At 71.3% G+C, this 23,681-nt stretch carries 17 protein-coding genes; 14 read left to right on the forward strand and 3 right to left on the reverse strand.

What is annotated here, in order from left to right; translation table 11 throughout:
- The first annotated feature begins 87 nt into the window (after nucleotides 1-87).
- The 13 genes from FOF48_RS06090 (at nucleotide 88) to FOF48_RS06150 (ending at nucleotide 18,939) form a co-directional block, all read left to right on the forward strand.
- Nucleotides 88-804: a hypothetical protein gene (locus FOF48_RS06090; protein WP_143899222.1), complete on the forward strand. Its 717-nt coding sequence runs from the start codon at nucleotides 88-90 to the stop codon at nucleotides 802-804.
- A 290-nt stretch (nucleotides 805-1,094) separates the two neighbouring features.
- Nucleotides 1,095-3,473: a DNA topoisomerase (ATP-hydrolyzing) subunit A gene (locus FOF48_RS06095; protein WP_186001805.1), complete on the forward strand. Its 2,379-nt coding sequence runs from the start codon at nucleotides 1,095-1,097 to the stop codon at nucleotides 3,471-3,473.
- A gap of 10 nt (nucleotides 3,474-3,483) precedes the next feature.
- A complete protein-coding gene (locus FOF48_RS06100; RefSeq protein ID WP_143899224.1) occupies nucleotides 3,484-5,415 on the forward strand; it encodes a type IIA DNA topoisomerase subunit B in 1,932 nt (643 codons plus the stop codon).
- A 96-nt stretch (nucleotides 5,416-5,511) separates the two neighbouring features.
- Complete coding sequence (locus FOF48_RS06105; RefSeq protein WP_143899225.1) at nucleotides 5,512-6,975, forward strand: PEGA domain-containing protein; 1,464 nt, start codon at nucleotides 5,512-5,514, stop codon at nucleotides 6,973-6,975.
- A gap of 28 nt (nucleotides 6,976-7,003) precedes the next feature.
- Nucleotides 7,004-8,212 carry a PEGA domain-containing protein gene (locus FOF48_RS06110; RefSeq protein WP_143899226.1) on the forward strand — a complete coding sequence of 403 codons (1,209 nt, stop codon included), beginning with the start codon at nucleotides 7,004-7,006 and terminating at the stop codon, nucleotides 8,210-8,212.
- 47 nt (nucleotides 8,213-8,259) lie between these two features.
- Nucleotides 8,260-10,743, forward strand: coding sequence for a signal peptide peptidase SppA (sppA, locus tag FOF48_RS06115; RefSeq protein WP_143899227.1), 2,484 nt, complete (start codon nucleotides 8,260-8,262; stop codon nucleotides 10,741-10,743).
- A 254-nt stretch (nucleotides 10,744-10,997) separates the two neighbouring features.
- Nucleotides 10,998-12,593: a transcription termination factor Rho gene (gene rho / locus FOF48_RS06120; protein WP_143899228.1), complete on the forward strand. Its 1,596-nt coding sequence runs from the start codon at nucleotides 10,998-11,000 to the stop codon at nucleotides 12,591-12,593.
- A 58-nt stretch (nucleotides 12,594-12,651) separates the two neighbouring features.
- On the forward strand, nucleotides 12,652-12,918 hold the full coding sequence (locus FOF48_RS06125) for a hypothetical protein (protein WP_143899229.1): 267 nt from the start codon (nucleotides 12,652-12,654) through the stop codon (nucleotides 12,916-12,918).
- 3 nt (nucleotides 12,919-12,921) lie between these two features.
- A complete protein-coding gene (locus FOF48_RS06130) occupies nucleotides 12,922-14,838 on the forward strand; it encodes a DUF4129 domain-containing protein (protein ID WP_143899230.1) in 1,917 nt (638 codons plus the stop codon).
- Complete coding sequence (locus FOF48_RS06135) at nucleotides 14,831-16,108, forward strand: DUF4350 domain-containing protein (protein ID WP_143899231.1); 1,278 nt, start codon at nucleotides 14,831-14,833, stop codon at nucleotides 16,106-16,108. Before FOF48_RS06130 ends, FOF48_RS06135 begins: the two co-directional genes overlap by 8 nt.
- Nucleotides 16,105-17,106: a MoxR family ATPase gene (locus FOF48_RS06140; protein WP_143899232.1), complete on the forward strand. Its 1,002-nt coding sequence runs from the start codon at nucleotides 16,105-16,107 to the stop codon at nucleotides 17,104-17,106. The genes FOF48_RS06135 and FOF48_RS06140 overlap by 4 nt, the downstream gene beginning before the upstream one ends.
- Nucleotides 17,103-18,410, forward strand: a complete 1,308-nt coding sequence (locus FOF48_RS06145; RefSeq protein ID WP_143899233.1) for a DUF58 domain-containing protein — start codon at nucleotides 17,103-17,105, stop codon at nucleotides 18,408-18,410. Before FOF48_RS06140 ends, FOF48_RS06145 begins: the two co-directional genes overlap by 4 nt.
- 7 nt (nucleotides 18,411-18,417) lie before the next feature.
- Complete coding sequence (locus FOF48_RS06150) at nucleotides 18,418-18,939, forward strand: GNAT family N-acetyltransferase (RefSeq protein ID WP_143899234.1); 522 nt, start codon at nucleotides 18,418-18,420, stop codon at nucleotides 18,937-18,939.
- A 4-nt stretch (nucleotides 18,940-18,943) separates the two neighbouring features.
- Here the strand turns inward: FOF48_RS06150 and FOF48_RS06155 are convergent, their stop codons facing one another.
- The 3 genes from FOF48_RS06155 to FOF48_RS06165 form a co-directional block, all read right to left on the reverse strand.
- Complete coding sequence (locus tag FOF48_RS06155) at nucleotides 18,944-19,402, reverse strand: inorganic diphosphatase (protein WP_143899235.1); 459 nt, start codon at nucleotides 19,400-19,402, stop codon at nucleotides 18,944-18,946.
- Complete coding sequence (locus FOF48_RS06160; RefSeq protein WP_143899236.1) at nucleotides 19,399-20,418, reverse strand: stage II sporulation protein M; 1,020 nt, start codon at nucleotides 20,416-20,418, stop codon at nucleotides 19,399-19,401. The genes FOF48_RS06155 and FOF48_RS06160 overlap by 4 nt, the downstream gene beginning before the upstream one ends.
- A gap of 98 nt (nucleotides 20,419-20,516) precedes the next feature.
- On the reverse strand, nucleotides 20,517-22,085 hold the full coding sequence (locus FOF48_RS06165; RefSeq protein ID WP_255441958.1) for a bifunctional UDP-sugar hydrolase/5'-nucleotidase: 1,569 nt from the start codon (nucleotides 22,083-22,085) through the stop codon (nucleotides 20,517-20,519).
- A gap of 51 nt (nucleotides 22,086-22,136) precedes the next feature.
- Here FOF48_RS06165 and FOF48_RS06170 point away from each other — a divergent pair, with 51 nt between their 5' ends.
- Nucleotides 22,137-23,681, forward strand: a complete 1,545-nt coding sequence (locus tag FOF48_RS06170) for a hypothetical protein (RefSeq protein WP_143899237.1) — start codon at nucleotides 22,137-22,139, stop codon at nucleotides 23,679-23,681.

The following is a 23,681-nucleotide window of genomic DNA, read 5'->3' on the forward strand; positions in this document are numbered from 1 at the left end:
CACTCTACGCCCCAGGCTTGCCGGCCCGGGGCCTGTTCCCGTTGAATGGTCCTCTTTGATGTCCCAACCACCAGGAGGTCTCCTTCCGTGAAGCACCTGCCCACCCTGCTCGCCTGCTCGCTCCTGGTCAGCGCGACCGCCTCCGCCGCGAGCCGGGGCACCTCCACCTTCCGCTACAAGCCGACCGGGGACGATGAGCGCCCGGTCATCGTGGACGCCACCATCGGGCCCCAGGGCAGCGACTTCGCCATGCGGCTGAAGTTCGACAAGCCGCCCTTCGGCGACGAGTGCAAGCAGCGCTGCGCCAACGTCACGCTGTTCCTGGACACCGATTCCAGCACCCAGTCCGGCCTCCACCTGTCCGCCAACAAGGCCCCGGAGAACGGCGCCGACCTGGCCGTCGTCATCCAGGGCGTGCGCGAGTACAAGCGCCAGGACGCCCCTCCGGAGCTGGCCCTGCGCGTGAAGGTCCGTCAGCTGGGCTCCGACTCCACCAGCGCGGACTCGGGCGAGCTGCTCGCCGACCTCAACAACCGCCAGGACCCGGAGCGCATCCAGACGGACGGCACCACCGTCTACCTGCTCGTGGACGCCACCAGCGCCCTGCTCCCCTCCGCCCGCAAGGTGCGTGTCATCTACCACCCGCCCGGCGGCAAGGCCCTCACCGCCACCGTCACCGGTATGGCCGGGTCCAGTTCCGGCAAGGGCGTGCAGATCTTCAAGCACGGCAGCGGCAACTGGGGCCGCGCCCCCGACGCCGAGGGCAAGAAGCCCCGCGCCAACGCGGCCGGCGACAACGGCTAGCCGCCCCCTCCGGAATCAGCCCACCCGCCCACCGCGGCCGCGCTCCCCTCGGAATTCCGGGGGGTTGGCGGTGGGTTTCCAACGGGCACAGGACTGTACGGGCGTACAGAATTCCTGCCCCGGAGGCGACGCAACCTCCCGAATTCGTTCTCAATGTCAGAGGCCCATGGTAGTCCCGCCGACCTGACGTTGTCGGTCCGACCCGACTGGTAGTCGCAGCGCGCACGCAGCCCGCGCGTCGCGTCATGCGGTGGGGGCGGTCCCGTGAAACCCATCTGGATTCCATGACCATGCTCGCAGAAGCCGATACGAAGACGCGCAAGAAGCAGGGAGGCCCGGCAGGGGGCGGAGGAAAGGGAGGCGGCGGCGCGTCCGGCGCCGGTGGCGGAGATGGCGTGCCCGCGGGCCTGGCCGAGGAAGCCCGCCGCCGCTACCTGAACTACGCCCTGTCGGTCATCACCTCGCGCGCCCTGCCGGACGTGCGCGACGGCCTCAAGCCCGTGCAGCGCCGCATCCTCTACGGCATGTGGAACGACCTGAACCTGTCGTTCGACACCAAGTACCAGAAGTGCGCCCAGGTCGTCGGCGCCATCATGGGCCGCTACCACCCGCACGGCGACACGGCCATCTACGACGCGCTCGTGCGCATGGCGCAGGACTTCTCCCTGCGCTACCCGCTGGTGGACGGCCACGGCAACTTCGGCTCGCTGGACGGCGACTCGGCCGCCGCCTACCGCTACACCGAGTGCCGCCTGGAGAAGCTGGCCACGGAGCTGTTGGGCGAGCTGGAAAGCAAGACCGTCCGCTTCCGGCCCAACTACGACGGAACCCGGGACGAGCCCGTCGTCATCCCGGCGCGCGTGCCGCAGCTGCTGATGAACGGCACCACCGGCATCGCGGTGGGCATGGCCACCAACATCCCGCCCCACCACCTGGGCGAGCTGGTGGACGCGCTCCTGGCCCTCATCGCGGATCCGGAGCTGCAGACCAAGGACCTGCTCAAGTGGATCAAGGGGCCGGACTTCCCCACCGGCGGGCAGATCCTCAACGACAAGAAGGAGCTGCGGGAGATCTACGAGACGGGCCAGGGCAGCGTCCGCATCCGCGGCGAGTACAAGCTGGAGGAGCTCAAGCGCGGCGGTCAGATGATCGTCGTCACCTCCATCCCCTACACGGTGAACAAGTCCACGCTCGTCGCGAAGATCGGCGAGCTGGTGCGCGAGCGGAAGCTGCCGCTCATCACCGACGTGCGCGACGAATCCACCACGGACGTGCGCATCGTCCTGGAGCTCAAGAAGGACGCCAACCCCGAGCTGGTGATGGCGTACCTCTACAAGCACACGCCGCTGCAGACGAACTTCGGCGTGAACCTCACCTGCCTCGTTCCGTCGGAGAACCCGGACGTCGGCACGCCCAAGCGGTTGGACCTGAAGAGCATCCTCCGCTACTTCCTCGACTTCCGCCTGGAGATCGTCACCAAGCGCTTCGAGCACGAGCTGGCGGAGCTCAAGCGGCGCGTCCACATCCTGGAGGGCTTCGAGAAGGCCTACGACGCGCTGGATGAGATCATCCGGATCATCCGCCAGTCGGAGGGCAAGCAGGACGCCGCCCAGAAGCTGATGGCGCGCTTCAAGATGGATGAGATCCAGGTGGACGCCATCCTGGAGATGCGCCTGTACAAGCTGGCGCGCCTGGAGATCCTCATCGTCCAGAAGGAGCTCAAGGAGAAGCGCGCGGAGATCAAGCGCATCGAGGGCATCCTCAAGGACGTGAAGAAGCGCTGGGCCGTCATCCACGACGAGCTCACCGGGCTCAAGGCCGCGTACACCGACAAGCGCCGCACGCGCATCGGCGGCGCGGGCGCGGAGGAGATGGAGTTCTCCGCGGAGGCGTTCATCGCGGACGAGGATGCCCACGTCGTCATCACCCGGGACGGGTGGATCAAGCGCGTGCGCGAGGTGAAGGACCCGTCCACCACCCGCCTGCGCGAAGGCGACGCGGTGATGGCGGTGCTCGCCGGCAGCCTGAAGGCGAACCTGGTGCTCTTCAGCAACTTCGGCACCGCGTACGTCACCCGCTTCAACGACGTGCCGGCCTCCACCGGCTACGGCGACCCGGTGCAGAAGCTCTTCAAGTTCGACGACGGCGAGCGCGTGGTGGGCGCCCTGTCCCTGGATGCCCGCCTGCCCCAGCCGGAGAAGCTGGTGGCGGTGACGCGTCAGGGCCTGGGCCTCCGGTTCCTGCTCGCGCCGCACACGGAGGTCTCCACCCGCGCCGGCCGCCGCTACGCGAAGACGGGCGAAGGCGACGAGATCATCGGCACGCAGCCGGTGGGCGACCGCGACCTGCTCGCGGTGCTCACGGAGAAGACGAGCGCGCTCGTGTGCAAGGTGGCGGAGGTGAACGAGCTGGCCGGCCCGGGCAAGGGCGTCCAGGTCATCAAGGTGGAGCCGGGCGACAAGGTGGTGGACTTCCTCGCCGCGCCCGCCAGCCAGAAGGACGCCACGCTGGAGTTCGAGACGCAGAAGGGCCGCAAGCTGCACCTGTCACCGTCGAAGTTCACGGTGACGGCGCGCGGCGGCAAGGGCCACGAGATGTCCAAGCGCGACACGGTGAAGGAGGTGGCGCGGCCCGTCACCTTCGTGCCGCTGCCGGAGAAGAAGGAGTAGCGGGAAGGCCATGGCGACCAAGAAGGAAAGCTATACAGGCGCGGACATCCAGGTCCTGGAAGGCCTGGAGCCGGTGCGCAAGCGCCCGGCCATGTACATCGGTGGCACCGACAGCACGGGCTACCACCACCTGCTGTGGGAGATCATCGACAACTCGGTGGACGAGGTCATCAACGGCTACGCCACCACCGTCGAGGTGACGCTGCACAAGGGCGCGAAGTCCATCACCGTCGTGGACAACGGGCGCGGCATCCCGGTGGACATCATGCCCCGGCACAAGAAGCCCGCCGTGGAGGTCATCCTCACGACGCTGCACTCGGGCGGCAAGTTCGAGCAGGGCAACTACATCCACTCGGGCGGTCTGCACGGCGTGGGCAGCTCCGTGGTGAACGCGCTCTCCAGCAAGCTGGTCATGGAGATCAAGCGCGACGGCAAGCGCTACGTGCAGTCCTACGCGCGCGGCAAGGCGACCAGCTCGCTCAAGGTGGAGGGCCCCGCCCGCGGCACCGGCACCTCCACCAGCTTCGAACCGGACGCGGAGATCTTCGGGGAGAAGCAGAAGTTCGACGCGGAGGCGGTGCGCGAGCGCCTGGAGGCGAAGAGCTACCTGCACAAGGGCATGACGGTCGTCTGGAAGGACGAAACCACCACGCCCCACACGGCGGTGACGTTCAAGCACGACGGCGGCATCGCGGAGTACCTCACCAAGGTCGTCTCCGAGCGCCAGAAGCCCATCGTCCCCACCGGCAGCACCCCGTACTACTACTCGCGCGACAACGAGGTCCGGCTGGAGGTCGCCCTGGCGTGGACGGAGGCCACGGACGAGCACATCCGCTCGTACGTCAACGGCATCCCCACGAACCTGGGCGGCACGCACGAGGCGGGCCTCAAGGCCGCCATCGTCAAGGCGATGCGCAACTACATCGAGACGCACGGCCTGTCGCCCAAGGGCGTGACGCTCACCGCGGAGGACATCCGCGAAGGCATCACCGCCATCCTCTCCGTGTACGTGGTGGAGCCCCAGTTCCAGGGGCAGACGAAGGGCCGCCTCAACAACCCGGAGACCACCGCGCAGGTGGACGGCGCCATCCGCCCGGCCCTGGAGAAGTGGCTCAACGACAACAAGTCCATCGCGGAAGCGCTGCTGGCGCGCATCATCCTGGCCGCCCGCGCGCGCGAGGCGTCTCGCGCGGCCTCCGCCGCCATCAACCGCAAGACGGCGGTGAGCCACCGGCTCAACCTCCCCGGGAAGCTGGCGGACTGCTCCTCCACGGATCCTCAGTCGAGCGAGCTGTTCATCGTGGAAGGCGACTCCGCAGGCGGCTCCGCCAAGCAGGGCCGCGACCGTCGCACCCAGGCCATCCTCCCCCTGCGCGGCAAGGTGCTCAACGCGGAGCAGGCCTCCACCGACAAGGTGGCCACCAACAAGGAGCTCCAGGACATCGTCAGCGCGCTGGGGTGCGGCATCGGCTCCGACTTCGACATCACGAAGCTGCGCTACGGGCGCGTCTTCCTGCTGATGGACGCGGACAGCGACGGCCACCACATCGCCACGCTGCTGCTCACGTTCTTCTACCGCCACCTGCGGCCCCTCATCGAGGCGGGCGCGGTGCACATCGCCCAGCCGCCCCTGTACCGGGTGGACATTGGCAAGGAGACGTACTGGGCCCTGGACGAGCCGGACCGCGACCGCATCATCCGCGAGAAGGCCAGGGGCAACGCCAAGCCCAACATCATGCGCTTCAAGGGTCTGGGCGAGATGACCGCCGAAGAGCTGAAGACGACCACGCTCGACGCGAAGAACCGCATCAGCCTGCGCGTCACCATCGACAACGCACTGGAGACCGACCGCATCATCAACGACCTGATGGGGAAGGATGTCTCGGCGCGTTATAAGTTCATCACCGAGCAGGCGGGCGAGGTGCAGGAACTCGACGTCTGAATAAGTGGGAGTCCCCGCACACCCGGGACGGGCCGTTCCCGTCCCGGGCGAGGCATTGGTCTTCCGCCCCGCCGGTCGGCTAGCATCGCCGGCACTGTGAACACCACCCGTCTTGCCCTGACCTTCGCGCTCGCCTGCCTGCTGAGCGCCCCCGCTGCCGACGCCGCCTCCCGGCGCAAGAGCCCCGCCAAGAAGAAGCGCCCCGCCGCGACGAAGACGGCCCCCGTCTCCGAGCCCGACGAGGACACCTTCACCCCGCCGGACGACGCGCCCCCGGCTTCGGACGCGCCTACGGCCGCCACCAGGCCGGCCATCACCCCGGCCGCCACCAAGCCCTCCGCCACGAAGCCCGCTGACGTCGCGACGCAGATCGTGCGCGCGGCGCCCTCGAGCGCGGTGGCGGTGTTCGGCGTGGCCCGCCAGCCGGTCGCGGCGGATTCGGCGGCGAAGCTGGAGGACACGCTGACGCGCAAGCTGGGCACCGCGGGCGACGTGCAGTTCGTGGACCTGGCCACCGCCTTCCCGACGTCGGCGCCGCAGGGCAACCCCAAGGGCGACGCGCTCTTCGACGAAGGCCGCGCCGCGTACGACAACCTGGACCCGGACACCGCGGCGGTGAAGTTCAAGGCGGCCGCGGACGCGTACGTGCAGCGCCCCGGTGACCTGCGCCCGGAGAAGCTGGGCGAGGCGTACCTCTTCCAGGGCGCGTCGCAGCTGCTCAATGGCGACGTGGCGGGCGCGAAGGCCTCCTTCACGAACGCGCTGGTGGCGGAGCCGTCGCTGCGCCCGGACGCGGGCCTGTTCGGCCAGGACGTGCAGCGGGTGTTCGCGGAGGCCCAGAAGGACCTGTCCGCGCAGCCGCAGGGCTCGCTGGTGGTGACGTCCCAGCCCGAGGGCGCGCGCGTGCTGGTGCGCGGCCGCGACGTGGGCGCGACGCCGCTGTCCGGCGTGAAGCTGGCCCCGGGCCACTACCCCGTGCAGGTGGTGCTGCCCGGCTACGCCACGTCCGTGTCGTACTCGGAGGTGAAGCCGGCCACGCCCACGGAGGTGAAGGCGAAGCTGGCCCCCTCGCCCGGCCTGGCCGCGCTGCGCGACGCGGCCACCAAGGGCGGCTCGGCCCAGGCCTTCGACGCGGACGGCGTGCCCCCGGAAGTGGGCGCCATCGGCGAGCGGCTCAACGCGCGCTACGTGGTGCTGGCCGCGGCGTTCCAGGACAAGAAGGGCCGGCTGCACGGCGAGGTCCAGGCGTGGGACCTGCGCACGAAGAACCGGCTCAAGGGCCTGGAGGTGGACTTCACCAAGCGCGACGGCAAGGGCAGCGCGGACGCCGCCGCGGACCAGGTGCACACCTTCCTCACCGGCGCGGCCCTGCCCCAGGGCCGTCAGGACACCAAGGAGCCGGTGGCGTCCTCCAGCGACTCCATCCTGCGCAAGCCCTGGTTCTGGGCCGCGGCCGCGGGCGTGGCGGCGGTGACCGCGGGCGTGGTGTACGTGGCCACGACGGATCGCGGCCCCGGCTTCAACCCCGTGAACGGTCTGCCCGGTGGAATTTCCTTCTAGCTCCAGCGTCAAGCGTCCCGGAGTCTCCATGAAAGCCCTCCTGCTCGCGCTCGTGCTGCTGCCCGCCCTGGCGCTGTCGTCCGCGCCCCCGCCGGGCCGCATCTCCGCGCTGATCATCCCGATGGACCCGTCGTCCGAGTCCTCCGGGGTGCAGATGGAGACCTACATGAATGACGCGCTCGGCAACTTCTCCAACTTCTCCGTGCGCAAGCCGCGCGACCTGTTCGGCCTGCCGGACGACCCCGCCGCGCAGGCGTCGTTCCAGCGCGCGAAGAAGGGCTACGAGGAGAGCGTCAAGGCCTTCGAGGCCCGCGAGTACGAGGACGCGGAGCGCAAGGTGCGCGCCACGCTCAAGGAGCTGGAGGGCTCCGTCGCGGCGATGAACGCCTGCTTCCCGCTGTGCGACGCCCTGGCGCTGCACGGCGCCATCCTCCAGCTGCGAGGGGACGTGGAGGAGGCGAAGCTGCTCCTCATCGACCTGATGGCGCTCAACCCCACGTTCGAACTCAACCCCAAGCGCTTCAGCCGGGAGTTCATGAGCCTGCGCGTACAGGTGGCGACGAGCCGTCCGTCCCAGCTGCGGGGCAGCGCCACCTTCAAGTCGCGGCCCGCGGGCGCGCGCGTCTACGTGGACGGCGAGGCGGTGGGCTACACCCCCGTGACGCTGCCCACGCTGCCGGTGGGCAAGCACCTGGTGCGCCTGGAGCGCCCTGGCTTCCGCCAGTTCGGGCAGATCGCGGAGGTGACGCCGGATGACTCGGAGGTCGTCGCGAACCTCGTCCCGACGGCCACCTACAAGTCCTATGACGAACAGTTGGACAAGGTGGTGCCGGATGTCTCCCGGGCCAGCGACAAGCCGGCCAACGCCATCGTCGCCCTGGGCAAGTCGCTGGGACTGGACCGGACGGTGGTGGGCACCGTGCGCGTCATCCCGGAGCGAGGCACGGAGCTGGCGGTGGGCCTGTTCGACGTGAAGAACGGCAAGCGCCTGGGTTCGCGGCGGCTGGTGCTCCAGGGCGACGAATACGGGCAGCTCAAGTCGGAGATGGAGCGGGTGGTCAACCAGCTCATCAACAGCGAGGGCGAGCAGGTCGTCCGCAAGCGCGACCCGCTGGAGAGCCGCAGCGGCTCGGAGGACTGGGGTTCTGAGGACCGGGGCGGACAGTCCCGACAGTCCGTCAAGAAGCATTCCGGGGATGATCCGTTGGATAACGTGTCGGGAACCGAGGATTGGTGACACGCGGCGCTTGTCCCGGGACTCCCCGCCCCTAGAGTCCCGGGCGTATGCGCCACCTGCCGCTGCTCGCCCTCCTCCCCAGCCTCGCGCTCGCCCAGACGGGCGCCGTCGACAGAGCGACCACCCCGCCCCGGGGCATCACGCTGCCGCCCACCAACTCGGCGCTCGTGGACGAGGCGCCCGCGCTGGCCCTCAACCCCGCCGGCCTGGGCTTCCAGGAAGCGGGGCAGCTCTTCTATCTCCACGAGCGAGACCTGGGGTCCGACACCGTGGGCGACGCCGTCTTCCTGGGCGCGCGCATCCTGGGCCTGGGCGCGGGCTTCTCCCTGGAGTGGATCCGCGGGGAGAACGCGCCGGACTACCGCAAGACGTCCTTCGGCCTGTCGCTGGGCCCCCCCACCCTGAAGCTGGGCGGCGCCGTCCACGACTACAGCTCGGATGACCGCGCCATCGGCCGGTTGACCAGCTGGGACGTGGGCCTCACCGCCCGTCCCTTCCGCTTCCTGTCGCTGGCCGTGGTCGCCCGGGACGCGAACGCGCCCGCGCACGACGACTTCAAGCTGCCGCGCCGCTACAACTTCGGCCTGGGCCTGCGCCCGCTGGATGAGCGCTACACGCTGGGCGTGGACTGGCTCTTCGCGGAAGGGGGCTTCCGGGAGGGACAGGCCACCTACACGCTCCAGGCGGAGGTGGTGCGCGGCGTGAGGCTGGGCGGCGGGTTGTCCCACGGGTTCGTCAGCGGCATCCCGCTGGCGCTCCAGTTCGCGGCCACGGTGGACCTGGGGCACGCGGGCCTGACGTACGCGGCGGGCGGCACGGGCCACGGCCTGGACCACGTGGTGGCGGTGCGCCTGTCGTCGGAGCGCTACCGCTCCGTGCATGGTGGCGGCGGCATCGTGGCGCTCCTGGACCTGGACGACATGCTGGCGGGCGGCGTGAGTCCGGCGCTGTCCCTCCTGGGCGTGAGCGAGTCCGACCCCTACCTGCGCCTGCTGAAGTTCCTGGACCTGGCCACGCACGACACGCGGCTGAAGGGCGTGCTGGTGAAGATGGAGGGCCTGCCCGGCGTGGGCTGGGGCACCGCGGAGGAGCTGCGCCAGGCCTTCCTCAAGCTGCGGGCGGCGGGCAAGAAGGTCGTGGTGGTGATGCTGTCCGGGGATGACCGCTCGTACCTCGTGGCGTCGGCGGCGGACAGCGTGTACGCGCTGACGGAGGCGGCGCTGCCCATCAACGGCCTGTCCGCCACGGTGACGTCGCTGGGCGGCACCATGGACAAGCTGGGCGTGCACTGGGACGTGGCGCGCGTGGGCGAATACAAGACGGCGACGGATCAGCTGACCCGCTCCGACATGAGCCCCGCGGAGAAGGAGACGCTGGACGCGTACCTGGACGCCCAGGTGACGCACTACGAGAAGGCCGTGGAGGCGGGCCGCAAGCTGTCCCCGGAGCGGCTGCGCGCGGCGTGGGCGGGCGGCATCCTGTCCTCCCGGCGGGCGCAGCAGGCGGGCCTGCTGGACGGCGTGGTCTCCGCCACGGACCTGCACACGCAGGTGGCCGACTGGTTTCCGGGCTTGCGCTTCCACCCGACGTACTCGCCGCGCGACGAGCGCGAGGACCGCTGGGGCGTGCGCCGCCGCATCGCCGTGGTGCCGGTGCTGGGCGACATCACCGGGGGCAGCAGCCGCGAGGACCCGCTGGGCTTCGCGCGCATCGCGGGCGCCGAGACGGTGGTGAGCGCGCTGAAGGACGCCCAGGACGACCCGTCCGTGGTGGCCATCGTCCTGCGCGTGGACTCCGGCGGCGGCGACGTGCTGGCGTCGGACCTGATGTACCGCGCGGTGCTGGAGGCGAAGAAGCACAAGCCCGTCGTCGCCTCCATGGGCGACCTGGCGGCCTCCGGCGGCTACTACGCGGCGGTGGGCGCGGACGAGGTCATCGCGGAGCCCACCACGCTGACGGGCAGCATCGGCGTCTTCTACCTGAAGCCCGCGCTGGAGGGCCTGGGCACGAAGCTGGGGGTGAACCAGGAGACCGTCAAGCGCGGCGACATGGCGGACCTGCTGGGGTGGTGGAAGCCGTGGACGCACGAGCAGCAGGCCGCGGTGCAGGCCTGGGTGGACGACTCCTACGACACGTTCATCAGCGAGGTCGCGCGCTGCCGGAAGCTGGACAAGGCGAAGGTGGACGCCATCGCCCGGGGACGCGTGTGGAGCGGCCAGGACGCGCTCGCCCGAGGGCTGGTGGACAAGCTGGGGGGCCTGCAAGACGCGGTCGCGGCCGCCCGCGAGCGCGCCGGGGTGTCCTCCAGGGAGGACCTGGACCTGGACGTCATGGGGGGCGCGCGAGGCTTCCTCTCCAGCCTGGGCGGCGAGCCCGGGGTGCACGCGCTGGCGGGGGTGCTGCTGCCCGCGCTGCCGGAGCGCCCCCCGGAGGCGCTGTCCCTGCTTGCCCGGGAGGTGGGGCTGGGCTCGCCCGAGCTCTTGCGCCCCGGCCTGAAGGCCATGCTCCCCTACAGCATCCGCATCCGCTGAGGGGACGTGGGAGGTCGCCCGGCGAACATGCCACGCGCACGGGCGGCGAAAATGCGGGCGCCCCATCCTGGCGCTCTGTTAGGGTGGTGAGTGCCTCCCGGCCGGCGCTAGGGCCGTCGGGGGGTTTCAGGAACCGGCGGTTTCGGCCTTCTCGCAGGCCCCGCGTCCGGCTTCCTGTCCCAAAACCTGCCTCCTGACGCCCCCGGCGGCCCCCTGTGGCCGCCGCCCTCCAGGGTCGTCACGCGTGGAGCCCCATGAGCGAGAATTCCGACAACCCCGAGACCCGCAACCCGCTGCCCCCGCCCGCGGCCGCCCGCCCACCACCGCCCCCCGAGGCGGACGACGACGGCGGCGACGACGAGGGTGACGACGGTCCCGATGACGGTGACGCCTCCGCGGGCGGAGCCCCCCAGAACGGCGCGCCCGGAGGCCCCGCGGGCCAGGGAGGCCGCCGCCGCCGCCGTCGCCGCCGCCGCCGTGGCGCGCAGGTGCACTTCACCCCGGAGGGTCAGGCCTACCGCATGCAGCCGGGCCCGGACGGCCAGCAGGTGCAGGTCTTCCTGACGCCGCAGGAGCTGGAGCAGTACCGCCAGCGGCAGGCCCAGCAGCAACAGCAGCAGCCCCAGGGCGGTGGCCAGCCGCAGCCCCAGGAGGCCCGCCCGCAGCAGGAGGGCCGCGCCCAGCAGCATGAGCACCCGCGCCACGCGCAGCAGCAGCGCGGCGGCGGACATGCCCAGGGCGCGCCCCAGCAGAACCTGGCGCCGGTGGAAGGCGTGCTGGACACGGAGGCCAAGGGCCCCAACGCGTTCCTGCGTCAGGTGAAGCGCAACCTGCTGGCGTCGCCGGACGACCCGGAGATGCCGAAGAACCTCGTTCAGAAGCTGCGCCTGCGGCAGGGCCAGTACCTCACCGCGTTCGCGCAGATGCGCGGCCACAAGGGCGTCATCCAGAAGGTGGACACCGTGGACGGGCGCCCGCTGGAGGGCGCGCCCCGGCTGCCGCACTTCGCGGACCTCACCTCCGTGGACCCCACCGAGCGGCTGAAGCTGGAGAACGGCCACAAGGAGATGGTCACGCGGGTGCTGGACCTCATCGCGCCCATCGGCAAGGGCCAGCGCGCGCTCATCGTCGCCCCGCCCAAGACGGGCAAGACGATCATGCTCCAGCGCATCGCCCAGGCCGTCATCCAGAACCACCCGGAGTGCCATGTCATGGTGGTGCTCATCGACGAGCGCCCCGAGGAAGTGACGGACATGCGCCGGAGCATCAAGGCGGAGGTCATCGCCTCCAGCTCCGACCGGCCCACGGGCGACCACCTCAAGGTGGCGGAGCTCGCGCTGGAGCGCGCCCGCCGGCTGGTGGAGTCGGGCAAGGACGTGGTCATCCTGCTGGACTCCATCACCCGCCTGGCGCGCGCCTACAACAAAGAGGTGGACAGCTCCGGCCGCACCATGACGGGCGGCGTGGACAGCCGCGCCCTGGAGCGCCCCAAGCGCATCTTCGGCGCCGCGCGCGCGACGGAGGAGGCGGGCTCGCTCACCATCATCGGCACGGCGCTCATCGACACCGGCAGCCGCATGGACGAGGTCATCTTCGAGGAGTTCAAGGGCACGGGGAACTCGGAAGTCACCCTGGACCGCCTGCTCGCGGAGAAGCGCGTCTTCCCGGCCATCAACATCCCCCAGTCCGGCACGCGCAAGGAGGAGAAGCTCTTCACCCTGCGCGAGTACGAGAAGGTGAAGAAGCTGCGGCAGATGCTCTTCTCCGTGAAGCCGGTGGAGGCCATGGAGGCGCTCGTCAAGCGGCTGGGCCGGTACACCTACAACGACGAGTTCTTCGACGAGTTGTAGGCCCCGGATGCCCGCGCGGGGGTGGTGCGGCGAGCCTTGGATTGCGTAAGGTGTGCGCATGATTCAAGGCTCGGGCCGCTGCCACTACCACCCGGACCGCGCGGGCCTGGGCATCTGCGTGGAGTGTCGGCGCGTCATCTGCCGCGAATGCACCACGCAGTTCGAGGGCATCAACCGCTGCGCCAGCTGCCTCGACACGCGACGCAAGGCGCTGGAGGGGCCGCCGCCACGGCGTGAGTGGAGCGTGGCGCACGTGGTGCTGGCGCTGGTGGGCGTCGTCCTGGTGTGGGGCGGCGTCCTGCTGGCCGCGCACGTGGTGAGCTGAGCGATGGCTGTCTCCGCGCTCGAGCTGCGCCCCCGGGGAGCGGTGGCCTTGATGGACGCGGCGCTGCGGCTGTGCGCGCGCGACGCGGGCGTTTGGGCGCTCACGTTGCCGGGCGGCGCGGCGGTGGTGGCCACGCTGCTGCACCTGCTGGACGCGGTGGACCGCGGCCGCTCCCTCACCCTGCCCGCGCTGTACGTCACGCTCGCGTGGTTCCTGCGGGGCCTGGGCCAGGGCGCGGCGTGCCACTACGTGCAGGAGGTGCTGCTGGGCACGAAGGCGGAGCCGGCCCTGGGACCGTCGCTTCGCGCGGCGCTGTCGCGGCTGCCCAGCCTGTTCATCGCGGTGGCGTACCTGGCGTTCTTCAACGTGTTCACGGTGACGCTGTCGCTGGGCATCTCGCTGTTCCTGCTCTCCGCGCAGAGCGTGGGCTACGCGGCCACGATGCAGGGACGGGGCAGTCCGCTGAAGCTCTATTCCGTGGGGTTGCGGCTGCTGGGCCCGTCGCGCGGGACGGCCACGGTCGTGCGGTGGTTGATGGCCGTGCAGGTGCTGGTGTTCCTCAACCTGCACATCGGGATCAACTTCCTGCTGATCCTCGCGCGGAAGCTCGTGGGCATCGACCTGACGTTCGCGGAGCGGTTCGCCTCGCTGGACAACTCGCAGTGGCTGCTGTTCCTCGCGGCGACGACGTTCGCCCTCTTCGAGCCCCTGCGCGCGGCGACCGCCACGCTGCTGCTGGTGGACGGGCGCGTGCGGCAGGAGGGCCTGGATCTGCTGGCCGCCGCGCGGCAGCTTCCGGAGCGCGGCGCGAAGCGCGGCGCGGCTTCAGGCGCGCTGGGAACGAAGGGCATCGCCGCGGCGCTGCTGGTGGCCACGGGCCTGCTGCTCACCGGCCCCACACCGGCTGAAGCGGCACCGCGCGCGGCCCCCGGACAGGGGGCCGCGTCCACGGGGCGCCAGTCGGTGCGCGCGCGTCTGGAGAAGGTCGCGCAGACGTGCGAGCTGCCAGAGCAGGTGGAGGGCACGGCGCTCAAGGACCTCGACGCGCTGAGCACGCGGGAGGACACCAAGCTGGAGCGCTTCGTCCGGCTGCTGGAGAAGCAGGCCTACGACGACGAGGACTGCGACACGGCGGCCTCGACGCTGGAGGCAGGTCTGGCGCAGGTGGCCGCCACGGCCCAGGCGCAGGCCCAGGCGGACGCCCGGGCGGCGACGGACCGGGCGCGGTCCATCCTCTCGCGGCCGGAGTTCCAGGAGCGTCCGGAGCGCGCCCCGGACGCGCCGAAGGAGGAGGACGACGCGCCCTCGGGCCCGAGCTGGTGGCGCCAGTTCATCGACAAGCTGGGTCAGTGGCTGAAGGAACTCTTCAAGCTCAAGAACCCGCCGCCCCGGCCGTCCGAGGCCTCCCTCTTCAGCGGCGGCGCGGTGGCCAATGCCCTGGTCGTGATGCTGGTGGCGCTGACGCTGGCGGTGCTGGTGATGGTGCTGGTGAGGATGCTGCGGCGCGAGCGCACGGACAAGAGCCCGGAGCTGGAGGTGAGCACCATGGACGCGGCGGCGCTCGCGGGCAATCCGGACCATGCCTTGTCCCGTCCCCCCGAGGGCTGGGCGCACCTGGCCGACGCCCTGGCCGCCCGGGGCCAATACCGCGAGGCGGTGCGCAACCTGTACCTCGCGCTCCTGTCGCGCCTGCACCGCGACGGCGCCATCCACTACGACGAGACCCTGTCCAACTGGGACTACCTGCGCGCGTTCCGCGGCCGCCCCGAGGTGAAGGCCCCCTTCCGGGAGCTGACGCGCCGCTTCGACTTCGCGTGGTACGGCAACGAACCCGTGGGCTCCACGGGCTACACGGAGTTCCGCGCCATCACCGCCCCGCTGCTCGCCGCGCCGCCCGCGCAGGAGGCCGCCGGTGCGTGACCGGTTCCCGCTGCTCGTGCTGGGCGGCCTGCTGCTCGCGGGCGTGCTCGGGGCGTTCCTGGTGCGAGGCGCCCAGCGCGGCGGCTTCGCGGATCCCCTGTCCACCTTCCGGGCGGAGCCGGACGGCGCGCGCGCGCTGTACCTGCTCGCGCAGGAGAGCGGCCTGCCGGTGGCGCGCGGCATGTCGGACCTGCGGCTCCTGTCCGGCCCGCAGACGCTGGTGCTGCTCGCCATCGACGTGGAGGGCGCGCACGAGGCGGACCCGGACCAGACGCAGCTCGCGGCGGCTCCGGATGCGGGGCTGGCCGACGAGGTGGCGCCGCACCAGGGCTTCAATGCGCTCCGCGCCCAGCAGTTGGACGACGCGGAGGTCGAACGCGTCCTCGCCCACGTCCGCGCGGGACACTCGCTCGTGTACGTGCCCTGGGGCTCCCGAGAGAACCCGCTCCTCGACGCGCTGGGCATGACGCTGGACAAGGCGGACGCGACGCTGCCCATGCGCACGCTGGTGGCCCCGGTGCCCACCCCGTACACGCTGGGCGTCGAGCGCGTGGAGGCGAAGGTGCAGGCCTACCTCCGGCTCCCGAAGGACGCGGTCACCGTGCTCGAGGACGAGCGCATGGGACGCCCCGTGGCGGCGGTGGTCCCGGTTGGCGCCGGCCGGGTGCTGGTGATGGGCGCGCCGGAGCTCGCGATGAATCGGGCGCTCGCGCGCGCGGACAACGCCCAGTTCTGGCTGAGCGCCCTCAACGCCCTGGGCCCCGGCCCGTACGCCTTCGACGAGTTCCACCACGGCTTCACCAACGAGCGCTCCATCGTGGACTTCGCGCGCCGCTACGGCCTGCACTTCGCCGTGGCGCAGCTGCTGCTGGGCGTCGTGCTGTGGGCGGGCGCGCTGAAGCGCTTCGGTCGTCCCCTCCCGTTGGCCGAAGCCCTTCGCGTCGGCGCCACGGACGCGCTGTTCGCCATGAGCCGCCTGTACCGCGAGGGACAGCACCACGCCTTCGCCGCGGGGCTCATCTCGCGCGGCCTCACGCAGCAGCTGGCGCCGCTCGCGGGCCTGCCCTCCCACGCCACCGCCGCCTCCGTCGCGGAGGGCCTGCGGGCGCGGGGGCGCCAGGACCTGGCGCGGGGGCTGCTCGACGTGGCCCGCCAGTCCGACGCCGTGCGGAAGGACGCCGACCTCCAGGCCCTCGCCACCTCCGCCGCGCACGTGCGCGAGCGCATCCACCCCGCCGGCACCGGCCGGCACCGACCCGGAACCCCATGAACGCCCCGCCCCTCTCCCCTCCTCCCCTTTCGGACGGCGGCAACGCCGTGCGGGCCGCGAACGCCATCCGCGAGAGCGTCCTCTCCGAGGTGCGCAAGGCCGTGGTCGGGCAGGACGAACCGCTGGAGCTGATGCTCTGTGGCCTGGTCGCCGGTGGCCACATCCTGCTGGAGGGCGTGCCCGGCGTGGCCAAGACGCTGATGGCCAAGGCGCTGTCGCGCAGCGTGGGCGCGGACTTCAAGCGCATCCAGTTCACGCCGGACCTGATGCCCGCGGACATCCTGGGCACCAGCGTCTTCGACCTGAAGTCGCAGACCTTCGTGCTGGTGCGCGGCCCCATCTTCACGGACCTGCTGTTGGCGGACGAAATCAACCGCGCCCCGGCGAAGACGCAGTCCGCGCTGCTGGAGGCGATGCAGGAGCGCGCCGTGTCGCTGGAGGGCAAGAACCTCCAGCTGTCCCCCATGTTCACGGTGTTCGCCACGCAGAACCCGGTGGAGTCGGAGGGCACGTACCCGCTGCCCGAGGCGCAGCTCGACCGCTTCCTGCTGAAGATCGACGTGGGCTACCCCGCGCCCGAGGAGGAGGACGCCATCCTCGAATCCGTGCACCGGGGCTTCGACGCGGGAGACCTGGCGCGCGCGGGCGTGAACGCGGCCGTGACGAAGGAGGGCCTGCTCCAGGCGCGCGCGGCGCTCAACGAAGTGAACGTGGAGCCGCCGGTCCTGGGGTACATCCGAAAGCTGGTGGCGGCGACGCGCGCCTCGCCCAACATCCGCCTGGGCGCCGGGCCGCGCGCGGGCGTGCACCTGCTGCTCGCGTCGAAAGCGCTGGCGGCGCTCCGGGGCCGGAACTTCGTCACCCCGGATGACGTGCGCTTCCTCGCGGGCCCCGTGCTGCGCCACCGGCTGCTGCTGTCGCCGGACGCGGAGCTGGATGGAGCCACGCCCGCGGACGTGCTGCGCGAGGTGGTCCAGGCCGTCGAGGTCCCCCGGTGATTCCCTCCGAGCGCCTGTGGGGGCTCGTCGCCCTGCTCGCGCTGCCCATGGCGCTGGCGGGCTTCTTCCCGGGCCTGGGCGGCGCGGTGCTGGCGTTGGACGCGCTGGCCGTGACGCTGGCCGCGTTCGACTTCCTCCAGGCCCGCCGCGTGCGGCTGGAGGTCCAACGCACGCTCCCGGAGCGCCTCAACGTCGGCGTCGCCAACCGGGTGGAGCTGCGGCTGGTGCACCGGGGCGGAGGCACGGTGGAGGTGCGCGTGAAGGACGACGCGCCCCCGTCCTTCGCCACCGAACCAGACGAAGCCACGCTGCGCCTCACGCCGGACAGCCAGACGCAGTGGGTGTACCGGGCCACGCCGGCGAAGCGCGGCAAGTTCAGCTTCGGCGCCGTGCACGTGCGCGTGAAGGGCCCGCTGGGGCTCGTCTCGCATGAGCGCACCTTCGCCGCCGAGCGACAGGTGTCGGTGTACCCGGACCTCCGAGGCGCCCGCAGGCTGCTGCTGTCGGGCGCGGCGCTGGACCTGGTGAACCTGGGCCTGCGCCAGCTGCGGCGCGACGGACGGGGCAGCGAGTTCGCGCGTCTGCGCGACTACGCCCAGGGCGACAGCGTGCGCGACGTGGACTGGAAGGCCACCGCGCGCCGGGGCAGGCCGGTCACGCGCGTGCTGGAGTCGGAGCGCTCGCAGGCGCTGCTCATCTGCGTGGACGCGGGGCGGTCCATGGCCGCGCAGGTGGATGGCCTCACCAAGCTGGACCACGCGGTGAACGCGGCGCTGTTCCTCGCCTTCGTGGCCATCCGCAACGGGGACCGCGTGGGGCTGGCGCTCTTCGCGGACGGCGTGAAGGCGTACCTGCCGCCCGCGGCGGGCCGGGGCCAGTACCGCAAGCTGGTGGACACGCTCTACTCCGCGACGCCCAGCCTCACGTACGTGGACTACCTGGCGCTCTTCAAGGAGCTGAACGTGCGCCTCCACCGGCGCAGCCTGCTGTGCGTCTTCACCGACTTCCTCGACGAGGAGCAGGCCGGAACGCTGGTGGCGCCGCTGCACCGGCTGGCGCGCCGCCACGTCCCGCTGTGCCTGTCCGTGAAGGACACGGCGCTGCAGAAGCTGCTGCACACGCCGCCTTCTGGCCCAGAAGAGGCGTTCCAGCACGCGGTGGCCTCGGAGCTCCTCTCGGACCGCGAAGTCCTCAAGGCCCGCGTGAGCCGGGGCGGCGTGCAGATGCTGGACGTGGCGCCGGACGAGCTGAGCCTCGCGGCGGTGAACCGCTACCTGGACATCAAGGCGCGCGGAGTCCTCTAGGAGAACCATGGCCATCGTGTTCCAGGCAGGCGACCTCGCCGCGGAGGCCATCCCTGACGCGGAGGCAGGGTCCATGCAGCCGCTGCTCGAGCGCTGCGAGGACTTCCTCCAGCTCACCTACGGCCGCCCGGCGCTGCCGGGCCAGGCACGCGACATTCCCAGCGGACGCCCTCCCGGGCTCGCGCCCGGCCAGGGCCATCTGTTGGCCCTGCGGACAGCGGACGGAGGACTCGCGGGCATGATCGAAGCGCTGCGCGACTACCCCGTCCCGGGAGACTGGTACCTGGGCATCCTGCTCCTCGCTCCGGAGGCGCGCGGACAGGGCCGGGGCGAAGCCGTGGTGCGCGCCTACGAAGCCCACGTGCGCGCGCATGGCGGCCGCCGGGTCAGGCTCGCGGTGTTGGAACAGAACACGCCCGCCCACCGCTTCTGGACGCGCATGGGCTACCTGCCGGAGGAGTGGATGGGGCCGAAGCAGCAGGGCCTCAAGTTCAACCGGCTCCTGCGGATGAGCCGGGTGCTGGAGTGAGGCGTCAGGCCTCGGGGCCTTCACGAAGCCAGCCCACGAACCGCGTGTCGGGCACGTCGCCGCGCACGCGGTGCAGGCCGCGCTTGAACAGGGCGTAGACGCGGAAGAAGCGCTCCAGGCCGGCGCGCTCCGCGGGCGTCATCGGGTGCGTCCCGCACACCACCTTCGGGTCGCCCTTCCCCGCGTCGATGAAGCCCAGCACCGCCACTACCGGCACGCGCAAGCGCATCCCCCGCGGCAGGCGCGGCCCCAGCACCACCGCGTCCAACGGGTCCCCGTCATCCGAGCGCAGGCCCGGGATGGAGCCGTAGTTGTAGGGGCATGGCACGGGCGACACGAAGTCCACGGAGCCATCCGCGCGCCGCTTCACCATCGAGAAGCGCGGGCACTCAATCAACACCTCCGGCGCTCGCGGCAACGGAGGCACGGACAGGTCGGCGATGGAACCCGGCGCGCCGCTCATCCCGCCTGCTCCGCCGCCCCACCCGCGCGCGCGCCCTTGCGCATTCCGCGCATCCAGTCCGACAGCAGGTACGCATACACGCCCGCGCCCACGGTGAGCGCGAAGGAGATCTTGAACTCCACCGACAGCTTCGGCGGGTGGATCTGCGACACGGTGCCCTCGATGAAGCCCGCCAGCACGAACAGCACCAGCGTGCCGAAGAGCATCTTCACCGCCGTCACCGCCTCCTTGCGCAGGGCCTGTCCGCGAGTCAGGCCCCCCGGCGCCACCATGCCGCGCGCGATGACGAGCCCCGCCGCGCCCGCGATGCAGATGGCGGAGATCTCCGGGATGCCGTGCGGGAGGATCCACGCCCAGAACCATCCGGCCATCCCCTTGGCCACGTACACCTGCGCGAGCGCCCCCAGGAACAGGCCGTTGACGAACAGCATCACCGCCGTGCCCAGCCCCAGGGTGATGCCCAGCGCGAACGCCAGGAAGGCCACCTCGATGTTGTGCGTGAAGAGGAACGTCGTGAACTGGGCCTGCTCCTCCACGGACGCGTCCTTGCCCACTGCTTCGCTGGCGGCGCGCTTCACCGGGTCCAGGCTCAGGTGGTCCCCGGGCACCAGGTACTGCGCCGCGTCCGGATCCACCACCATGCCCACGTAGCCGAAGCCCATGCCCGCCAGGAGCAGCAGCACCGCCGCCGCGTACATCCGCCACTCATGGCGCAGGAGCGCCGGGAAGCCGCGCGCCACGAACGCCCACACGTCCGCGAGCCGGGGCCGCGTGCCCGGGTAGGTCAACGCGTAGGCCCGGCCCACCAGGTCGTTGAGGTACGCGCTCACCTCCGCGGAGCCGCTCCGCGCGCGCACCCACAGCAGGTCACTGGAGACGGAGCGGTACAGCCGCCCCAGTGAGCGCGCCTCGTCCAGGCTCAGCTTGCGCAGGCCCTTACCCTCGGACTTGTCCAGGAGCGACTCCAGCTGCTGCCAGCGCGGGCGCCGCGTCTCGATGAACTCCGCCATCTCCATGGGGGCCACTCTACCCGAGCCTGGAAACGGCGAAGCGCCGGCCGCCGTCCCCGCGAAGGGAAGGCGCCGGCGCCCCGGTGCTCCGGACAGGCCGCCTGCTACTTGATGAGCTTCTCCAGCGGCTTGGCCTCGGTGGAGGCCTGGGCCTCGGTCCACTCGACGACGGGCGTCTGCCACGCCATGCCCGTCTCCGCCGGGTCCGTGTCCAGCTTCTCGAAGTCGAAGCCGTCACCGCCGAAGTACAGGTACTCCACGGTGGCGACCGAATACTCCTTCTTCGGATCCAGCGGCTTGCCCTTGGCGTCCTTGAACTTGCCCTTGCCCGCCGGGGTGAAGCCGGCCACGAGCGCGTCGGGGTTGGCCAGCTGCTTCGCCAGCTCCTCGCCGTTGAGCTTCACGGTGAGCAGCGAGTTCTCGAACGGCATCACCGAGTACACGCTGCCCAGCGTCACCTCGCCCTTGGGCAGGCTGTTGCGCAGGCCGCCCTTGTTGAGGATGGCCCCGTCGGTGTTGAGCTGCGTGCGCACCGCGCCGGCCACCCACTTCGCCATCAGCGGCGAGTCCTGGGCGATGCCCGTCTTGGTGAAGCCAATCTTCCGGCCCAGCGCCTGGTCCACCTTCGCCTGCCACTCGGCGATGCGCTTCGCCGTCTCCGCGTCCGGCGTCCCGCCCGTCACCTCGACGACCTGGGTCTCCACGCCGGTCAGCTTCTGACCCGCGGGCTTCACCGGATCGAACGTGAAGCGCGCGCGCGCGTACGAATCAAAGCCACGGCTCAGCGACACATAGGTCGTGTCACCCTCCGTCTTGGAGCCGGTGGCCTGGGCGCCGCAGCGGCCACCGGCCACCAGCGAGACCTTCCAGTCCGGGTGCTTCGCGACGACCGGCTGCAGGTCCGTGGGGCACTGGTCCGCCACCACGACGATGACGTCCGCGCCCGCCTTGCGCGCCTCGGGCACCGCGGTCGCCAGCGCGTCCTCGTTGGGCGTCACCTCCAGGCCCTCCGCGCGGCCGGACATCGCCGTGCGCACCGTCTTCTGCGACGTCAGGCCCACCACACCCACCTTCAGGCCCCGGCGGTCGAAGACCTGGAACGCCGGCATGGCCAGGTCCTTCGCCAGCGATTCGTCCGTCACCTTCAGGTTCGCCGCCAGGAAGGGGAAGCCCCCCGCCGCGCGGTTCTTCATGAAGGAGTCCTTGGCGTACGACAGCTCGTGGTTGCCCAGCGCGGAGGCCGCATACCCCATGTGCCCCATCACCTCCGCCGTCGGAGCCCCCAGGAAGAACGAGGAGATGGCCGGGCCCGTCCACAGGTCGCCCGTCGTCAGGGCGAGCGTGCCGGCATCCGGACAGGTCGCCTGGCCACCCTTCAGCGGACCGGCACAGTGCTTCTCGTCATTGACCCAGCGGCCCATCAGCTCCGCGGCGCCGCCCTTGCCCTCGACGGGCAGGAGCTGGCCACGCGCACTGCCGGTGACGAGCACCGTCACCTCGGAGGGCACCGTGGGCTTCGCGGGCTCCGCCGCGGGGGGCGGGGGCGGAGCCGGCGGGGGAGTCTTTTCACAACCCGCGAGGGCTCCCAGGGCGAGGACCAGCGCGCCGGACGACAGCCACAGCTGGCGGGAAGGACGACGGAAGGGACGCAGCGAGGGAAGGTTCGGGTTCACGGCCGGGCCTTTAGCACATCCCCGACGTGGTAGCGTGACGCAATGACGGGCATGAAAGGCAAGGATTTCAAGCCTTTACGAGATGAAACGGACGGCGGGACTCCCACCGGCCAGGAGGCCCCCCACGGCCGGAACCTGGCCTGGAAACTGTGGGGCGAGGTCCGCGGCGGCGCGGAGCATTTCCAGTCCGCGAAGGGGCAGCTGCCCCCGGGGCGGATCCGCCAGTTCTTCTATGGCGTGACGCTGCCATTCCACATCGCCCGGACCACGCTGGCGAACCCCGCCGTGCGCGCGACCTACGTGCGGGTGACGGCGCTGCAGACGGCGTTCCTGCTGGCCATCGCCGGGGCATGGGCCCTCAACGAGGTCGGCGACAGCACGAATCACGAGCGGGTGCCCTCCTCCCACGAGCGGACGCCCCTCAACGAGGAGGCACGCACCCGGGCCGAGGCGCGCATCGAGGCGCGGGCGAAGGCGCTGGACGCCGCGCTGAAGGCCCGCGAGCGCCGGGGCGACGCCATGAAGAAGGACGAGGCGGTGGCCGTGACCAAGGCGGTGGCGGCGCTCATCGCGGAGGCCGTCAATTCGGGCAAGCAGGGCGCCATGCCGCTGGACGAGGCCGCGGAAATCGCGGCGGACGCGGCGGAGGCGGCCGCGAAGAACGCCGCCGAGCATGCCGCGGATCGCGCTGACTCCGAGGAGGCGGCCGACAAGGCCGCGGACGACGGCGACACCCTGGGCGACGAGCTGGCCACCACCATCCGCGCCGCCGTCGCGGAGGCGGCGCGGGACGCGGAAGCGGCACGGGACACCGCGGCCACCAAGGGACCGCGCGTCCAGCGGGAGAAACAGAAGAAGGGGCTCGACATCGACGCGCCCACGCTGCGCGGAGGCGTCTTCTTCCTGGGCAGCTGGGAGTTCTGGGCGCTGTTCTTCGGCTCGTTGAGCGCGGTGCAGTGGATCGTCGTCGCCCTGTCGCGCGACTACCACACGGCCATCTCCCGCGAGGCGAGCCTCGCCACGGGCGTGCCGCCCGAGGACCCGGACATCATCCCGCGCGTGCGCCTCAACTTCCCCTGGATGCGAGCCAAGCTCCAGCGCCGCTGGAGGGCCTTCATGCTCTTCGCGATGGGCTTCCCCGCGCTGGCGCTCATCACCACGCCCGTGCTCTGGGCCAAGCCCGCGTTCACCGCGCTCAGCAGCCTCTGGGGCTTCTGGTGGCTCATCGTCTTCACCGCCGCCAAGAGCGACCGGGCCTGGGTGGCCCCCGTCACGCGCCCCTCCTGGTTCCTGCGCGGCTGGGCCCAGATGGCGCGTGGCCTGCCCTTCCTGCGCTGGGGGCTCTTTCGCTGGTACGCGGCGGTGATGACGCGCAGGACGGAGCCCGTCGCCTCGCCGGTCGCGTGCGTGGAGCGGCAGCCCTGGGTCTTCGCGGGGCTCGCGTTCACCCGCTTCGTGGGGAGCATCCCGCCCTTCCGCTGCTTCACGCGGCCGTTCATCCCGGTGGCCTCGGCCCACCTGATTGGCCTGGATCCTCAGCAGCCCCCCGCGCTCAAGCCCGGCGACTCGCCGCCCCCGCACAGCGCGGGGGACTGA

The organism is Corallococcus sp. Z5C101001, assembly GCF_007352635.1.
In the GTDB taxonomy this organism is placed as follows: Bacteria; Myxococcota; Myxococcia; order Myxococcales; family Myxococcaceae; genus Corallococcus; species Corallococcus silvisoli.

What these genes read in the sequence shown, in the direction of transcription:
- FOF48_RS06095 (WP_186001805.1), top strand. Translation starts at nt 1,095, where the DNA reads ATGCTCGCAGAAGCCGATACGAAGACGCGCAAGAAGCAGGGAGGCCCG.
- FOF48_RS06100 (WP_143899224.1), top strand. Translation starts at nt 3,484, where the DNA reads ATGGCGACCAAGAAGGAAAGCTATACAGGCGCGGACATCCAGGTCCTG.
- FOF48_RS06110 (WP_143899226.1), top strand. Translation starts at nt 7,004, where the DNA reads ATGAAAGCCCTCCTGCTCGCGCTCGTGCTGCTGCCCGCCCTGGCGCTG.
- sppA (WP_143899227.1), top strand. Translation starts at nt 8,260, where the DNA reads ATGCGCCACCTGCCGCTGCTCGCCCTCCTCCCCAGCCTCGCGCTCGCC.
- rho (WP_143899228.1), top strand. Translation starts at nt 10,998, where the DNA reads ATGAGCGAGAATTCCGACAACCCCGAGACCCGCAACCCGCTGCCCCCG.
- FOF48_RS06125 (WP_143899229.1), top strand. Translation starts at nt 12,652, where the DNA reads ATGATTCAAGGCTCGGGCCGCTGCCACTACCACCCGGACCGCGCGGGC.
- FOF48_RS06130 (WP_143899230.1), top strand. Translation starts at nt 12,922, where the DNA reads ATGGCTGTCTCCGCGCTCGAGCTGCGCCCCCGGGGAGCGGTGGCCTTG.
- FOF48_RS06140 (WP_143899232.1), top strand. Translation starts at nt 16,105, where the DNA reads ATGAACGCCCCGCCCCTCTCCCCTCCTCCCCTTTCGGACGGCGGCAAC.
- FOF48_RS06150 (WP_143899234.1), top strand. Translation starts at nt 18,418, where the DNA reads ATGGCCATCGTGTTCCAGGCAGGCGACCTCGCCGCGGAGGCCATCCCT.
- FOF48_RS06155 (WP_143899235.1), bottom strand. Translation starts at nt 19,402, where the DNA reads ATGAGCGGCGCGCCGGGTTCCATCGCCGACCTGTCCGTGCCTCCGTTG.
- FOF48_RS06160 (WP_143899236.1), bottom strand. Translation starts at nt 20,418, where the DNA reads ATGGAGATGGCGGAGTTCATCGAGACGCGGCGCCCGCGCTGGCAGCAG.
- FOF48_RS06170 (WP_143899237.1), top strand. Translation starts at nt 22,137, where the DNA reads ATGAAAGGCAAGGATTTCAAGCCTTTACGAGATGAAACGGACGGCGGG.